Origin of the sequence: Brevundimonas sp. (assembly GCF_019636155.1) — a bacterium.
GTDB lineage: Bacteria > Pseudomonadota > Alphaproteobacteria > Caulobacterales > Caulobacteraceae > Brevundimonas.
Genome location: NZ_JAHBYB010000003.1, coordinates 82,896 through 97,191 on the forward strand (window position 1 = coordinate 82,896; position 14,296 = coordinate 97,191).

The 14,296-nt window shown below is 69.1% G+C and carries 15 protein-coding genes; 4 read left to right on the forward strand and 11 right to left on the reverse strand.

Annotation, left to right across the window (positions count from 1 at the left end; translation table 11 throughout):
* Positions 1-17: 17 nt before the first annotated feature.
* Positions 18-806 (reverse strand): ComF family protein, encoded by a 789-nt coding sequence (locus tag KF910_RS04260; protein ID WP_292259452.1) that lies wholly within the window; start codon positions 804-806, stop codon positions 18-20.
* 3 nt (positions 807-809) lie between these two features.
* On the opposite strand from KF910_RS04260, the gene KF910_RS04265 reads away from it, so the two are divergent.
* On the forward strand, positions 810-1,670 hold the full coding sequence (locus KF910_RS04265) for a methyltransferase domain-containing protein (RefSeq protein ID WP_292259008.1): 861 nt from the start codon (positions 810-812) through the stop codon (positions 1,668-1,670).
* Positions 1,671-1,782: 112 nt separating this feature from the next.
* On the opposite strand, the gene KF910_RS04270 is transcribed toward KF910_RS04265, so the two are convergent.
* The 6 genes from KF910_RS04270 to KF910_RS04295 form a co-directional block, all read right to left on the reverse strand.
* Positions 1,783-1,962, reverse strand: coding sequence for a Flp family type IVb pilin (locus tag KF910_RS04270; RefSeq protein ID WP_292259010.1), 180 nt, complete (start codon positions 1,960-1,962; stop codon positions 1,783-1,785).
* A gap of 27 nt (positions 1,963-1,989) precedes the next feature.
* Complete coding sequence (locus tag KF910_RS04275; protein ID WP_292259012.1) at positions 1,990-2,397, reverse strand: (deoxy)nucleoside triphosphate pyrophosphohydrolase; 408 nt, start codon at positions 2,395-2,397, stop codon at positions 1,990-1,992.
* Positions 2,394-2,684: a type II toxin-antitoxin system RelE/ParE family toxin gene (locus KF910_RS04280; protein WP_292259014.1), complete on the reverse strand. Its 291-nt coding sequence runs from the start codon at positions 2,682-2,684 to the stop codon at positions 2,394-2,396. The genes KF910_RS04275 and KF910_RS04280 overlap by 4 nt, the downstream gene beginning before the upstream one ends.
* Positions 2,674-2,913 (reverse strand): hypothetical protein, encoded by a 240-nt coding sequence (locus KF910_RS04285; RefSeq protein ID WP_292259015.1) that lies wholly within the window; start codon positions 2,911-2,913, stop codon positions 2,674-2,676. The genes KF910_RS04280 and KF910_RS04285 overlap by 11 nt, the downstream gene beginning before the upstream one ends.
* Before the next feature lie 18 nt (positions 2,914-2,931).
* A complete protein-coding gene (gene argJ, locus KF910_RS04290) occupies positions 2,932-4,161 on the reverse strand; it encodes a bifunctional glutamate N-acetyltransferase/amino-acid acetyltransferase ArgJ (RefSeq protein ID WP_416354683.1) in 1,230 nt (409 codons plus the stop codon).
* 134 nt (positions 4,162-4,295) lie between these two features.
* On the reverse strand, positions 4,296-5,243 hold the full coding sequence (locus tag KF910_RS04295; RefSeq protein ID WP_292259017.1) for a peptidylprolyl isomerase: 948 nt from the start codon (positions 5,241-5,243) through the stop codon (positions 4,296-4,298).
* A 272-nt stretch (positions 5,244-5,515) separates the two neighbouring features.
* Here KF910_RS04295 and secA point away from each other — a divergent pair, with 272 nt between their 5' ends.
* Together secA and KF910_RS04305 are read left to right on the forward strand one after the other, a co-directional pair.
* The gene (secA, locus tag KF910_RS04300) at positions 5,516-8,365 is read left to right on the forward strand and encodes a preprotein translocase subunit SecA (protein ID WP_292259019.1); all 2,850 of its coding nucleotides are present in this window, start codon (positions 5,516-5,518) and stop codon (positions 8,363-8,365) included.
* An 83-nt stretch (positions 8,366-8,448) separates the two neighbouring features.
* Positions 8,449-9,615: a class V aminotransferase gene (locus tag KF910_RS04305; protein ID WP_292259021.1), complete on the forward strand. Its 1,167-nt coding sequence runs from the start codon at positions 8,449-8,451 to the stop codon at positions 9,613-9,615.
* Between the two features lie 7 nt (positions 9,616-9,622).
* Here KF910_RS04305 and KF910_RS04310 read toward each other — a convergent pair whose 3' ends face one another.
* The 3 genes from KF910_RS04310 to KF910_RS04320 all read right to left on the reverse strand — a co-directional run bounded on the left by KF910_RS04310 (position 9,623) and on the right by KF910_RS04320 (position 12,890).
* Positions 9,623-10,504, reverse strand: a complete 882-nt coding sequence (locus KF910_RS04310; protein WP_292259022.1) for a hypothetical protein — start codon at positions 10,502-10,504, stop codon at positions 9,623-9,625.
* Between the two features lie 236 nt (positions 10,505-10,740).
* Positions 10,741-12,243: a CoA-acylating methylmalonate-semialdehyde dehydrogenase gene (locus KF910_RS04315; RefSeq protein WP_292257788.1), complete on the reverse strand. Its 1,503-nt coding sequence runs from the start codon at positions 12,241-12,243 to the stop codon at positions 10,741-10,743.
* Positions 12,244-12,413: 170 nt separating this feature from the next.
* Positions 12,414-12,890 carry an Lrp/AsnC family transcriptional regulator gene (locus tag KF910_RS04320; protein ID WP_292259024.1) on the reverse strand — a complete coding sequence of 159 codons (477 nt, stop codon included), beginning with the start codon at positions 12,888-12,890 and terminating at the stop codon, positions 12,414-12,416.
* Between the two features lie 142 nt (positions 12,891-13,032).
* On the opposite strand from KF910_RS04320, the gene ald reads away from it, so the two are divergent.
* A complete protein-coding gene (ald, locus tag KF910_RS04325; protein ID WP_292259026.1) occupies positions 13,033-14,151 on the forward strand; it encodes an alanine dehydrogenase in 1,119 nt (372 codons plus the stop codon).
* On the opposite strand, the gene KF910_RS04330 is transcribed toward ald, so the two are convergent.
* Entirely contained in the window at positions 14,082-14,294 is a 213-nt protein-coding gene (locus KF910_RS04330; RefSeq protein ID WP_292259028.1) for a hypothetical protein, read from the reverse strand. The genes ald and KF910_RS04330 overlap by 70 nt on opposite strands.
* Positions 14,295-14,296: the final 2 nt, after the last annotated feature.

Genomic DNA, 14,296 nt, shown 5'->3' on the forward strand with positions numbered 1-14,296 from the left:
AGAGAGAGCGATAGAGCCTACATAATCACTTCCCGGGCGGATCGCACCCGGGCGACGACGGCCAGGTCCACCGCCCGCGCACCGGCCTTCAGCAGGGCGGCGGCGCAGGCCTCGGCCGTGGCGCCGGTGGTCAACACATCGTCGATCAGAAGGATGCGTCGGCCACGCACGCGGCGCGCCCCGGCCTCGGTCACGGCGAAGGCGGCGCGCACGTTCTGACGCCGGCCTCGGGCCGACTTGCCGCCCTGGCTGTCGGTCGGCCGGGTGCGCACCAGGGCGTCAGCCAGATAGTCGCGCCCCGCCCACCGGGCCAGGGGGCGGGCGATCTCGGCCGCCTGGTTGAAGCGCCGAGCCAGCAGGCGCGACGGGTGCAGGGGCGTGGGCGCGACCGCATCGGCCTGGGCCACCAGATCGGCCGCGGCCCGGCTGATCCAGCGGGCGAACAGGGGGCCGAACTGAGGCTGGTCGCCGTGCTTGAACCTGAGGATCAGGTCTCGGCTGGCCTCATCATAGACGCAGGCGGCCCGGCCGCGTTCGAAGGCGTGGGGCCGGGCCGTGCACGCGGCGCACCGGTCGGCCGCGAAGGCGCCGCCGTCCGCCTCGAAGGCCGCGCCGCAGCCGTCGCAGACCGGCGCTTCCAGGAAGATGACCCGACTCCAGGCCCCCGGGGTCAGCCCGGCCGAGGCCGTGGCCTCGCGGCTGTCGTGGGCCATCGGCGGCAGGATCAAATCGGCCGCGCCCCGGCCCAGGCGCCGCAGTTGCAGCCCCGCGCCTTTCAAAGCCCGGCTCCAGCCGCCATCTTGCATGCGATGCAATCTCCGCCCCCCCGCCTGTTCGATCCGGTCCGTCGCGCCGCGCGCCTGGCGCGGGCCGCCCGGCGTTTCCAAACGGCCGACTTCCTGCACCGGCGCGCCGCCGAAGAGGCGGTGAACAGCCTGGAGGCCATAGTGCGCGGCTTTCCGGTCGCCGTCGACCTGTCGCCGCATCCGGGCGTCTTCGCCGCCGTCCTGGCCGACAGCGACGCGGCCGGACGGATCGGTCCGGTCCAGGCGCCGGCGGCTTGGCCCGGCGAGGCGGCCCTGCCGGTCGCCGACGGCTCGGCGGACCTGATCGTCTCCGTCCTGGGCCTGCACTGGATCGACGACCTGCCCGGCGCCCTGGCCCAGATCAGGCGGGCGCTGAGGCCGGACGGCCTGTTCCTGGGCGCCCTGTTCGGCGCGGGGACGCTGAAGGAACTGCGCGGCGTCGTGACCGAGGCCGAGCTTTCGGTGCGCGGCGGCGCCCAGGCGCGGGTGTCGCCGTTCGCGGACGGATACGATGCAGCGGCCCTGATGCAGCGGGCCGGTTTCGCCCTGCCGGTCACCGATGTGGACCGGGTGACCGTGCGCTATCCTGACCTGTTCGCCCTGGTGCGTGACCTGCGGGCGATGGGCGAGACCAACGCCCTGGCGGGAACGGCCCGGCCCCTGACCCGCGACATCGCCGCCCGCGCCGCCGCCCTTTACGCCGAACGCCACGCCGAGCCGGACGGGCGCATCCCCGCCACCTTCGAGATCATCCAGCTGGCCGGCTGGGCCCCGCACGAGAGCCAGCAGAAGCCCCTGCCGCGCGGATCGGCCAGGATGCGGTTGGCGGACGCCCTTGGGGTCAAGGAACAGGGCGGGAATTAGAAGTCTTGCATGGCCCGCGGTCGTCGGCCCTTCGGGGCCTCCCGACCCGACGCGGTGATTTTTTCTGGCCCGCGGTCGTCGGCCCTTAGGGACCTCCCGACCCGACGCGGGCTTAGCCGCCCATGGCGTTCCGGATCGTGGTCATCGCCACATTGAACACCCCGGTAGAGGTGTTTCCGAACGCCGTCACCGCCGACAGGATGACCAGGAAGATCAGGGCCAGGATCAGGCCGTATTCGATGGCCGTGGCGCCGCCCTCGTCGCGCATCAGGTGGGCGATGAAGCGTCTCATGCGGCCCTCCCTTTTCGGCGCGGGTCTTCAGAGCAGGTCGCGCAGCCAGGCGACCAGGGGTTCGTCGGCCGGAGGCATGGGATAGTCCGAAAGCTGGTTCGGCCTGACCCATTTCAGGGCGGCGTGTTCCTTGCGGATCACCGGCCCCGACCACCTGCGGCACAGATACAGTGGCATCAGAAGGTGAAAGGTTTCGTAAGCGTGGCTGGCGAAGACAAAGGGCGCCAGGCAGGATTCCTGGACATCGATGTCCAGCTCCTCCTTCAGCTCGCGGATCAGGGCCGCCTCGGGCCGTTCGCCGGCATCGACCTTGCCGCCCGGAAACTCCCACAGGCCCGCCAGCTGCTTGCCTTCGGGTCGCTGGGCGATCAGCACCCGCCCATCCGCGTCGATCAGGGCCGCGGCGACGACGAGGACGGTGGGGAGGGCGGTCAATCGAAGGCCTGGCGCAGGTCGTAGCCCGCATAGACGACCCGCAGGACGAAAACCCGAACACCTGCGACGCGATAGAGCACATGGATTCTGCGCGCCGCTACGCCCATGCGAACGGACGTGCCGCCGATCAGCGGGCAGCTTTCCGGAAATTCACCGATCCGTACGAACAGGTCCGAGACAGCCGCTTCCAACCGCCGTGCGCCTGACGGACTGTCCATCGCGATCATGGTCAGAAGGTCGCCGAGCTGGCGCCGCGCCTTCGCAGAAATCAGGACGTCAGCCGCCACGTTTGGCTTCGACCTGATCGATCAGGTTGCGCATTTCAGCCATGACGTCCGCCATGGGCCGGAAGACGTCGGGCGCCGCATCGACCTCGCCCGAGGCCCGCTCAACCCAGGCGAGAGCATCCGCCGACGGCTGTGGGCTCGACAAGTCGTCTATCAGAGACTGGCTGACGACCGATCCGTCCATACCGGCATAGGGATCCGTCAAAAGGGCTTTCGGCTTGGCGCTCATCCCCGCATCCTACCGCAATCAGCTGCGATAGTCGCCGTTGATCTCGACGTAGCGTTTGGTCAGGTCACAGGTCCAGACGGTGGCCGAGGCGCGGCCGGAGGCGACGTCCACGGTGATGTCGATCTCGGGGCGTTTCATATAGGCGCTCATCCTGGCCTCGTCGTAGCTCGGGGACGGGGCGCCGTCGATGGCCGCGACATGCGGGCCGAAGCGGATGGCCAAGCGGTCGCGGTCCACCGGCTCGTCGGTCTTACCCACGGCCATGACGACCCGGCCCCAGTTGGCGTCCTCGCCGGCGATGGCGGTCTTGACCAGGGGGCTGTCGGCGATCGACTTGGCCAGCTTGCGGGCCGAGGCCGGGCTGGCGGCGCCGTCCACCGTGACCTTGACGAATTTGGTCGCCCCCTCGCCGTCGCGCACCAGTTGGTGCGCCAGATCCAGCATCACCTTGTCCAGGGCGGCCGAGAAGTCCTTCAGCCGACGGTCCCCGACCCGGCCGATGCGCGGCGCCCCCGAGGCGCCGGTGGCGAACAACAGGCAGGTGTCGTTGGTCGAGGTGTCGCCGTCCACCGTCACCGAGTTGAAGGTGGTGCGCACATGCACCCCCAGCAGGGCCTGCAGCACCGGCGGGGCGATGGCGGCGTCGGTGACGATGAAGGCCAGCATGGTGGCCATGTCCGGCGCGATCATGCCCGAACCCTTGGCGATGCCCGCGATCCGCACCTTGACCCCCTCGATCCGGCATTCCGCATAGGATCCCTTGGGAAAGGTGTCGGTGGTCATGATGGCCCGGCCCGCCTCGGTCCACTGGTCGCCGGGGTCGCGGCCGGCGTCCAGGGTGGACTCCACCTCGTGCAGACGGGCTGCGATCTTCTTGTCGTCCAGCAGCACCCCGATGACCCCGGTGGAGGCCAGCATGACGTCGCGCTGGCGGCAGCCGAATCGCTTGGCGACCTCGGACGCCGTGCGCCGGGCGGCGTCGGCCCCGGCCTTGCCGGTGAAGGCGTTGGCGCAGCCGGCGTTGACCAGAAGAGCCCGCACATCCGAACCGCCGCCCTCGGCCGAAAGGTGGCGCTTGCACCAGTCGACGGGGGCCGAGCCCACCTTGTGCCGGGTGAAGACCCCCGCGCAGGTCGTGCCCCTGGCAAAGCGGAAGACGACCATGTCGGGCCGGTCGTGCTTGTAGAAGCCGGCCCGCGCGGCGGCCATCTCGACCCCGCCGATCGGCGGGATGCGGGGAAAGGGCACGGCCAGGGGCGAGACCTGCAGCCCCGGCTTGCCGGGCACGGCCGGCTCGGCCGCGCGGCCGCGCGCCAGGGGGGCGGTCAGGGGCTTCAGCGCCTTTTCCAGGGCGGCCTTGGCGGCGTCGGCGGGCTTCTTGTTCAAGACTTGGCGGCTCCGGATGCGACGGGGGCGGTGGGCGGGACGGTCTGCGCGGGCGGCGGGGCCGAGGCCGGCTCGGACGCCGCGCCCCCGGCCTCGCCGGATAGCAGCACCTCGACCTTGGCCTTGCCGCGCAGCTGCTCCAGCAACTGCCGCACCCCTTCATAGGTCAGGTAGCGCACGATCTGGGGCCGGGCCTGCTCGAGGGTGGGCGGACTTTCGCGGCGGCGGTCCTCGACCCGCAGCACGGCCCAGCCGCCCTCGGTCTGGAACGGCCCGACCGTCGATCCGGCCGCCTTGTCGCGCAGGGCCACGGCATAGGCCTGGGGCATGACGTCCAGGGTCGAATAGCCCAGGTCGCCGCCGGAATATCTGGTCGCCTCGTCGATCGACCGCTCCATGGCCACGGCCTCGAACTGGGCGCCCTGGCCCAGCATGCCGATGACGGCGTCCGCCTCCGCCTTGGTGCGCGACAGGATCAGGCGCACCCGGATCTCCTCGGACGTCCGGGCCAGCTTCAGCTGCTCCTGATAGAGGGCCTGGACCGCCTGGTCGGTGATGGCCCCGTTGACCACCGTTTCCACCAGCATGTCGCCCAGGATGCGCTCACGCGTGGCCTCAAGTCTCCGCTGGGCCAGGGGCGAATTGTCCAGGCCGCGCCGTTCGGCCTCGTGGGCCAGCAACTTCTGGTCGATCACCTCGTCCAGCACGCGCCGGAACAGGCCCGAGGTCGCGTCCAGGGCCTCGCCCTCGCCGACCAGGCCCTGGGCCACCGCCTCGCGCCGCACGTCCGAGGCCCAGATGGTCTGATCCTTGACCCGGGCCACGGCCCGGTCGCCCGGCTCGGGCGCACGGTCTGCGCCCCCGTCGCCGCAGGCGGCCAGGGTCAGGCCCAGCATCAGGCAGAGGGCGACCGCGAGGGTCGATTTCGGCTTGGGATATCGCATCGGCGGCGCTCCGTGGGCGCGGCGCGGGACCCCGGACGCCGGGGCCGGAGCCGCGTGCGTCGTCAAGCCCCTTGCGTTGACAGGGGTAAGGCCGGTGCTTAAGTCCCGCCTGCGCCCAAGTCGAGGGGTTTTCGATCCTACGCGCGGCCCTTCGCATGCGCCTTTTCGGCGGCGCCGGGGGCCGCCGTCGATCCGGCCCCGCCAGAGGCGTCGCAACCGTCCCCGCGGGGACCCGTCAGAGCCCTTACCCGCTCGATCGCCTCGGATCGCCCATGCTCGGCTTCGCCAAGAAATTTTTCGGTTCTTCCAACGACCGCAAGGTCAAGGGCTTCATGGCCCAGGTGCAGAAGATCAATGCGATGGAGGCCAAATACGCGGCCCTGTCGGACGACGAACTGCGCATGATGACCGACGCCTTCAAGGACCGGCTGGCGGCGGGCGAAACCCTGGACGACATCCTGAACGACGCCTTCGCCGTGGCCCGCGAGGCGTCCAAGCGGGTGCTGGGCCAGCGTCAATATGATGTCCAGCTGGCCGGCGGCATGATCCTGCACGAAGGCGGCATTTCGGAAATGCGCACCGGCGAGGGCAAGACCCTGGTCGCCGTGGCGCCGGTGTATCTGAACGCCCTGGCCGGCAAGGGGGTGCACGTCATCACCGTCAACGACTACCTGGCCAAGCGCGACGCCGAATGGATGGGCCGGGTCTATGGCTTCCTAGGGCTGGAGACGGGAGTCATCGTCAACGGCCTGTCGCAGGTCCAGCGCCAGCAGTCCTACAACGCCGACATCACCTACGGCACCAACAACGAGTTCGGCTTCGACTATCTGCGCGACAACCTGGTCTATGACCGGCGCGAGATGGTCCAGCGCGGCCACCACTTCGCCATCGTCGACGAGGTCGACTCCATCCTGATCGACGAGGCCCGCACCCCGCTGATCATCTCGGGCCCGACCGAGGACCGTTCGGACCTCTATATGATCCTGGACGGGATGGTGAAGGAGCTGATCAAGGATCCCGACACCTACGAGCTGGACGAGAAGCAGCGCCAGTCCCTGCTGACCGAACTGGGTTCGGAGCGGATGGAGGAGATGCTGACCGCCGCCGGCCACCTGGCGCCGGACACCACCGACCTCTACGACGCCGCCAACGTCAGCCTGGTGCACCACACCAACCAGGCCCTGCGCGCCAACACCCTGTACACGCGCGACAAGGACTACATCATCCGCGCCGGCGAGATCATGCTGATCGACGAGTTCACCGGCCGCATGATGCAGGGCCGGCGCCTGTCCGAGGGCCTGCACCAGGCCATCGAGGCCAAGGAAGGCGTCAAGATCCAGCCCGAGAACCAGACCTTGGCCTCGGTGACGATCCAGAACTATTTCCGCCTCTATTCCAAGCTGTCGGGCATGACCGGCACGGCCGCCACCGAGGCCCAGGAATTCCACGACATCTACAAGATGGACGTGCTGGAGGTGCCGACCCACCGCCCGATCCAGCGCATCGACCACGACGACGAGGTCTATCGCACCGAGGCCGAGAAGAACCTGGCCATCTGCGCCCAGATCGCCGAGCGCCACCTGGCCGGCCAGCCGATCCTGGTCGGCACCGTCTCGATCGAGAAGTCCGAGGCCCTGTCGGAACTGCTCAAGACCTATGAGCACAAGGTCGAGGTCAGCCGCACCCTGAAGACCGAGTTCGCGGGCCGCGACAAGGAGGCCCAGAAGGCCGGGGACGCCGCCTATGACATCCGCTACGAGGTCAGGCTGCGCGGCATTCCGCACAATGTCCTGAACGCGCGTCAGCACGAACAGGAGGCCTATATCGTCGCCGACGCGGGTCTGCCGGGCGCGGTGACCATCGCCACCAACATGGCCGGCCGCGGCACCGACATCCAGCTGGGCGGCAACCTGGAGATGCGGCTGCAGGGCTGGCGCCAGGAACAGCGCAACCTGGCCATAGAGGTCACTCCCGAGATGGAGGCCGACAAGACCGCCGAGATCAAGCGCGAGATCGAGGAGAAGAAGGCCGTCTCCCTGGCCGCCGGCGGCCTGTTCGTCCTGGGCACCGAGCGGCACGAGAGCCGCCGCATCGACAACCAGCTGCGCGGCCGCACCGGCCGTCAGGGCGACCCCGGCACCTCCAAATTCTTCCTGTCCTGCGAGGACGACCTGCTGCGCATCTTCGCCGGCGACCGGCTGGACGCCATCATGCGCAGCTTCGGCGTGGCAGAGGGCGAGGCCATCACCCACCCCTGGCTGAACAAGGCCATCGAGACGGCGCAGAAGCGGGTCGAACAGCGCAACTACGACATGCGCAAGAACCTGCTGAAATACGACGACGTGGTGAACGACCAGCGCAAGGCCGTGTTCGAGCAGCGCCAGGAGTTCATGGACGCCGAGGACCTGTCCGAACTGGTGGGCGAGTTCCGCACCGACGTCATCGCCGACCTGGTCGAGCGCTATATGCCGCCCAAGGCCTATGCCGAACAGTGGGACATCGACGGGTTGAAGGAAAAGGCCAGGGAGACCCTGGGCCTGGACCTGCCGCTGCACGACTGGGCCGCCGAGGAGGGCGTCTCGAACGAGGAGATCGAGGAGCGGATCACCGCCGCCGCCGACGCCCGCGCCGCCGAACGTCTGGAACTGGTCGGCGCCGAACAGACTCGCGGCCTGGAGAAGCAGTTCCTGCTGCAGATGATCGACATGCAGTGGCGCGAGCACCTGACCCACCTGGATCACCTGCGCGGGGTCATCGGCCTGCGCGGCTATGGCCAGCGCGACCCGCTGAACGAATACAAGACCGAAGCCTTCAACCTGTTCGAGACCCTGCTGTACGACCTGCGCCACAACGTCACGCGCTGGCTGATGACGGTGGAGTTCCGCTTCCAGCCGCCGCCCGAACTGCCCGAGTTCCAGGAGATCCACCTGAACCCCGGCACCGGCGAGAACGAGATGAACGACCCGATGGCCCAGCTGCCGGAAGGCGCGCTTCAGGGCGACGATCGCGCCGGCCTGCCGGTCGGGGCCCTGCCCGTCGGCTGGGAGCGCACCCCGCGCAACGCCCTGTGCCCGTGCAACTCTGGCCGCAAGTTCAAGCACTGCCACGGGGCGCTCATTTAAGGGCGCTAACGCTCGCGTCGCGGACGCTCGCTGCTTGAGCGCGGGGGTTTGGCGCGGGGCGGCGCAGGGATTAAGGCTGGGACATGAGCTGGAAGCCCCTGTTTTCGCGCGCCCTGGCGCTGGCGCCGGATCGGCTGCATTTCGCGGCCCACAGCCACCATCTGTGGCCCGACGCCGCCTTCGAGGGCCAGATGGCGGCCTGGGAAGACGCCAACCGCCACGCCGACCGCAAATGGGATCTGGTGTTCGGCGAGGTGATCCCCGAGGCCCAGGGCCATGTCGCGGCGGAACTGGGCCTGCCCGATCCGGCCAGCCTCGTCTTCTCGCCCAACACCCACGACCTGATCGTGCGCCTGGTCTCCGGCGCGCCGCGGCGGCCAGTCCGCATCCTGTCGACCGATGGCGAGTTCCATTCCTTCCGCCGCCAGGCCCAGCGCTGGGAAGAGGCGGGCGAGGCGGTGGTGACCCGCACGCCCCTGGCCCCCTTCGACACCTTCGCCGAACGCTTCCTGGCCCAGGCGCGGGGCGGCGGGTTCGACATCATCCTGGTCAGCCAGGTCTTCTTCCGCACCGGCCAGACCTTCGACGCGGTGGAGGCCCTGGCCGCCCTGGCCGATCCGGCCGGGCCCTGGGTGGTCATCGACGGATACCACCGCTTCATGGCCGCCCCGACCGACCTGTCCGGCGTCGCCCACCGCGTCTTCTACCTGGCCGGAGGCTACAAATACGCCATGGCTGGAGAAGGGGCCTGTTTCCTGCACGCCCCGCCGGGCTTCTGCCCGCGGCCGGTGGTGACCGGCTGGTTCGCCGAGTTCGGCGATCTGGAAGGCCCGCCGGGCGGGGTCGGCTATCGCACCGACGGCGGCCGTTTCTGGGGCGCGACCTTCGACGTGACGCCGCTTTACCGCTTCAACGCCGTGCGGCGGATGATGGCGCGCGAGGGGCTGACCACGGCGGTCATGGCCGAACAGGCGCGCGGGCTGATGATCCGCTTCTGCGACGCCGTCGCGACCGGGGCGGCGGGACGGCTGTCGGACGCCGCACTGCTGAACCCGGTGGAGGGTCCGGGCCCGCGGGCCCGTTTCCTGGCCTTCCGGCATCCGCGGGCCGGCGCCTGGCAGAAGGCGCTGCTGGCGCAGGGCGTGGTGTCCGATGTGCGGGACGACGTGATCCGCTTCGGCTTCGGCCCCTATCAGGACGAGGCCGATGTTCAGCGGCTGATCGCCGCCTGCGCCCGCGCCCTGGCCTGAGCCGGCCTCAGAAGAAGGTCGAATCTTCCTGCATCTTGGGCTCGGGCGCCGGTCGGGGCGCGGCGCGAGGGGTCGGCGCGCGCGGGGCGCTCGACGTTTCGGGCGTCACGGTGGGGTCGGTGACGGCGCCGGCCGGTGGGATCGGCGCCAGGGTCGGATAGGACAGGCTTTCGGGCGCCCCGTCTCCGGGGGCCACGAAGGGCGCCGGAGCGTCCGGATCGGCCACAGGCGCGGGCTCCAGCCGGTCGGGCGCGTCCAGGTCGTCGCGGATGAAGGCCCAGGACCGCTTGTCGGTGCAGGCGCAGGCCTTCAGGAAGCCCTCGCGGTCACGCCAGATGATCAGCGGATAGCGGGTGGAGACGCCCGCGTCGCGCAGCAGGCCGCCCAGCCGGTCGGAGAATTGGCGGCTGGCCTCGACCACGGCCGAACGGGCCAGGTTGCCGTCGGCGGCGGGCACGCCGGCGGCGGTCCACTGGCGGCTGGGGGTCGCGGTCCAGCGCTGATACAGGGTCCAGTCGCGGCTCAGCCACAGCTCGGCGATGGTGGCGCGTTCGGCGGCCGTGGACTGGGCCAGGCCCTCGCGGTCCGGGCGGGCGAATAGGACGACCCGCGTCTCCACCCCTGCGGCGCGCAGCTTGGGGCCCTCCTCCTGCTCATAGGCCTGGGTCGCGGCGCTGTCGCGATAGCCGACGACATACAGGGGCTGGCCGCCGCCGCCGCCGGACACCCACGACGCCTCGTCCAGCAGGCGCTGGATCTCGGCCTGGTGGCGGGTCAGGGTCACCGGCTGGAACCGGGCGTAGAAATTCCAGTAGGCCCAGTAGCCCCCGCCCGCCAGCAGCAGGCCGATCAGGGCCGACAGGGCCGACCAGACGAAAAACCGACGCATCGGAACGCGGCCTCCAGCTTCACCATTCGCAGAGGTTAACGCCTAGAGCCTGATCGGTTGAGGTGGAATCGCTTCGCGATTCCGCCGATGCCGTGAATCAGGCTCCAGGACATCCCTGGACCGAAATCTGAGCCCAGTTGGACTTCATCCGACTGAACCGATTTCGGTCTAGCATCAAAAAGCGTTGTTCCGAAGACACGTCTCCTCCCCATTGAAAATGGAGAGGAGACCAGGCCTCACCCCATGGTCGGGATGACGAAGCTGGAGTCCGGGTGTTCCAGTGCGCTGTCGGGCCATCTGGCGGTGACGGTCTTGGTCTTGGTCCAGAACCTGAGGCCTTCCATGCCGTGCTGGTTGATGTCGCCGAAGGCCGACCGCTTCCAGCCGCCGAAGGTGTGATAGGCCACCGGCACCGGGATCGGCACATTGATCCCCACCATGCCGACGTTGACCCGGGCGGCGAAGTCGCGGGCCGCGCGGCCGTTCTGGGTGAAGATGGCCACCCCGTTGCCGTACTGGTGCTGCGACGGCAGGCTCAGCGCCTCCTCGAAGCTGTCGGCCCGCACGATCTGCAGCACCGGGCCGAAGATCTCCTCGCGGTAGCTCTCCATCGTCGGCTTCACATGGTCGAACAGGGACGGGCCGACGAAGAAGCCCTTCTCGTGGCCCTGAAGGGTGAAGCCGCGACCATCGACCACCAGTTCGGCGCCCTCTTCCACCCCCTTGGCGATCCAGCCCTCGATCCGCGCCTTGTGGGCGGCGGTGACCACCGGCCCATAGTGGGCCTCGGCGTCGGTCGAGACCCCGACCTTCATCCTGGGGATTTCCGCGACCATCCGCTCGCGCAGTTCGTCGGCCGTCTTCCTGCCCACGGGAACCACCACCGGCAGGGCCATGCAGCGTTCGCCGGCCGAGCCATAGGCGGCGCCCGACAGGTCCCTGATCACCTGGTCCATGTCGGCGTCGGGCAGGACGACGCCGTGGTTCTTGGCCCCGCCCATGGCCTGGACCCGTTTCCCGTGGGCCGCCCCGGTCTGATAGACATAGTGGGCGATGTCGGACGAACCGACGAAGCTGACGGCGTGGATCTGGGGGTGGGTCAGGATGGCGTCGACCGCCGCCTTGTCGCCGTGGACCACGTTCAGCACCCCCTTGGGCGCCCCCGCCTCCAGCATCAGCTCGCCCAGCCGCACCGGAACCGACGGATCACGCTCCGAAGGCTTCAGGATGAAGGTGTTGCCCACCGCTATGGCCACGCCGAACATCCACATCGGGATCATGGCCGGGAAGTTGAACGGGGTGATGCCCGCCACCACCCCCAGCGGCTGGCGCATCGAATAGACGTCGATGCCGGGGCCGGCCCCCCAACTATATTCTCCTTTGAGCGCATGGGGGATGCCGCAGGCGAACTCGATCACCTCCAGGCCGCGCTGCAGGTCGCCCCTGGCGTCGGCCACCACCTTGCCGTGCTCGGAACTCAGCAGTTCGGCCAGTTCGTCCATGTTCGCCTCGACCAGGCGCTTGAACTCGAACATCACCCGCGCGCGGCGCTGGGGATTGGTCGAGGACCAGCCGTCAAAGGCCCCCTGCGCCGACTGCACCGCCCGATCCACCTCGCCCGCCGTGGCCAGCTGAACCCGCGCCTGAACCCCGCCCGTGTTCGGATCAAACACATCCGAATACCGACCCGAACCCCCCGTGAAACCCGATCCGTCTATGAAATGATCTATGTCGCGCATGGTCGAGCCTCTCGCCTTGGATGGTCGGACAGTTCCGGGATCGAGGCGGGTTTAGACCCTGAACCGCGCGGGCGACAAGGCATGTCCTCCCCATGACGCCAGAGGCAGGGTCTTTCCTTGCCCGGAGCCCTGCAATGCGTGGAACATCGTCCTTCGGCGCGACGGGGCGCTCACACCGGCAGGGCGGCGCGCTTGACGACGGTGCGCATGGCGACGCTGGAGGAGACACGGGTCACCCCGGGCAGGCGCGTCAATTCGCGCGCGTGGATTCGTTCCAGGTCGTCCACGTCGCGCACCACCAGGCGCAGCAGATAGTCGCTGGACCCCGTCATCAGATAGCATTCCACCACCTCGGGCGCGCTGGCCACGGCGGTCTCGAAGGCGGTCAGGGCGGCCTCGGCCTGGGACGACAGGGTGACGGTGACGAAGACGCTGATCGGCAGGCCCACCGCGCGTTCGTTCAGAACGGCCGTATAGCGGCTGATGACCCCGGCGGCCTCCAGCGCCCGCAGCCGGCGCAGGCAGGCGCTTTCGGACAGATTCACGGCGCGGGCCAGGTCGGCGTTGGTCATGCGTCCATCGACCTGAAGGGCGCGAAGCATCTTCCGGTCGATATCGTCCAGGGTTACGGCGGAAACGGTCTTCATGGGTGGCTCATGGTGCAGATTCTGCGACTTTACGCCGATCAGTCTGCGAAAAGAACAGGAACCTGCGATGGAACCGCCGCTAGATTGCGCGGCGACGGCGACCGCCGGATCGGCTCGCCCAAGGACAAGAGGAAACGTCCCCATGCACGTCGGCGTCCCCAAGGAAATCAAGAAGAACGAACATCGCGTCGGCCTGACGCCGACCGCGGTGCGCGAATACACGGCCCATGGCCATCGCGTCACGATCCAGACCGGTGCGGGCCTGGGCGCCGGCTTCGCCGACGAGGACTTCAAGCGCGCGGGCGCCGATATCGCCGCCACCGCCGCCGACGTCTTCGCCCAGGCTGACATGATCGTGAAGGTCAAGGAGCCCCAGAAGGTCGAGTGGGAGATGCTCCGCGAGGACCAGATCCTGTTCACCTACCTGCACCTGGCGCCCGATCCGGAACAGACCCGGGGCCTGATCGCCTCCAAATGCGCCGCCATCGCCTATGAGACGGTGACCGACGCGCGCGGCGGCCTGCCCCTGCTGGCGCCCATGTCCGAAGTGGCCGGGCGGATCGCCGTCTTCTCGGCGGCCGAGACCCTGCTGAAGCACAACGGCGGCATGGGTCTGCTGTTCAGCGGCGTGCCGGGCGTGGCGCCGGCGCGGGTGCTGGTCCTGGGCGGCGGCGTCGTCGGGATGAACGCGGCGCGGATGGCGGTCGGCCTGGGCGCCGAGGTGGTGGTGATGGAGCGTTCCATCCCCCGCATGGCCCATGTCGACGAGGTCACCGGCGGCCGCATCGTCACCCGCTATTCCTCGATCGGCGCCATCGAGGAAGAACTGGTCAAGGCCGACGTCATCATCGGCGCCGTACTAGTGCCGGGCGCCGAGGCGCCCAAGTTGATCAAGCGCGAACACCTGAAGCAGATGAAGCCCGGCTCGGTCCTGGTCGACGTGGCCATCGACCAGGGTGGCTGTTTCGAGACGTCAAAGGCCACGACCCACGAAGACCCCACCTTCGTCGTCGACGGCGTGGTCCATTACTGCGTCGCCAACATGCCCGGCGCGGCGCCGCGCACCAGTTCCGAAGCCCTGAACAACGCCACCCTGCCCTTTGGCCTGGCCCTGGCGAACCACGGCCTGGAGGCGCTGAAGCAGAACCCGCACCTGGCGCGTGGCCTGAATGTGCTGAAGGGCGAACTGACCTATCCGGCCGTGGCCGAGGCCATGGACCTGTCGTGGTCCGACCCGTTCGGCGTCTGGGCCAAGGGGTGAAGCTGGACTGAGGCGCAAGCCGGGGACGTTTCGGACGGCTCAGGCAGGCCGGTGGGCGCCAGGTCGATCTCGCGCTCCAACTGGGCCGACGCCCCGTCGGCCGCCTTCCAGTCGTCCTTGGACAGGGTCTGCAATGAGATCATTT

What these genes read in the sequence shown, in the direction of transcription:
- KF910_RS04260 (WP_292259452.1), bottom strand. Translation starts at nt 806, where the DNA reads ATGCAAGATGGCGGCTGGAGCCGGGCTTTGAAAGGCGCGGGGCTGCAA.
- KF910_RS04265 (WP_292259008.1), top strand. Translation starts at nt 810, where the DNA reads ATGCAATCTCCGCCCCCCCGCCTGTTCGATCCGGTCCGTCGCGCCGCG.
- KF910_RS04270 (WP_292259010.1), bottom strand. Translation starts at nt 1,962, where the DNA reads ATGAGACGCTTCATCGCCCACCTGATGCGCGACGAGGGCGGCGCCACG.
- KF910_RS04285 (WP_292259015.1), bottom strand. Translation starts at nt 2,913, where the DNA reads ATGAGCGCCAAGCCGAAAGCCCTTTTGACGGATCCCTATGCCGGTATG.
- KF910_RS04295 (WP_292259017.1), bottom strand. Translation starts at nt 5,243, where the DNA reads ATGCGATATCCCAAGCCGAAATCGACCCTCGCGGTCGCCCTCTGCCTG.
- secA (WP_292259019.1), top strand. Translation starts at nt 5,516, where the DNA reads ATGCTCGGCTTCGCCAAGAAATTTTTCGGTTCTTCCAACGACCGCAAG.
- KF910_RS04305 (WP_292259021.1), top strand. Translation starts at nt 8,449, where the DNA reads ATGAGCTGGAAGCCCCTGTTTTCGCGCGCCCTGGCGCTGGCGCCGGAT.
- KF910_RS04310 (WP_292259022.1), bottom strand. Translation starts at nt 10,504, where the DNA reads ATGCGTCGGTTTTTCGTCTGGTCGGCCCTGTCGGCCCTGATCGGCCTG.
- KF910_RS04315 (WP_292257788.1), bottom strand. Translation starts at nt 12,243, where the DNA reads ATGCGCGACATAGATCATTTCATAGACGGATCGGGTTTCACGGGGGGT.
- KF910_RS04320 (WP_292259024.1), bottom strand. Translation starts at nt 12,890, where the DNA reads ATGAAGACCGTTTCCGCCGTAACCCTGGACGATATCGACCGGAAGATG.
- ald (WP_292259026.1), top strand. Translation starts at nt 13,033, where the DNA reads ATGCACGTCGGCGTCCCCAAGGAAATCAAGAAGAACGAACATCGCGTC.
- KF910_RS04330 (WP_292259028.1), bottom strand. Translation starts at nt 14,294, where the DNA reads ATGATCTCATTGCAGACCCTGTCCAAGGACGACTGGAAGGCGGCCGAC.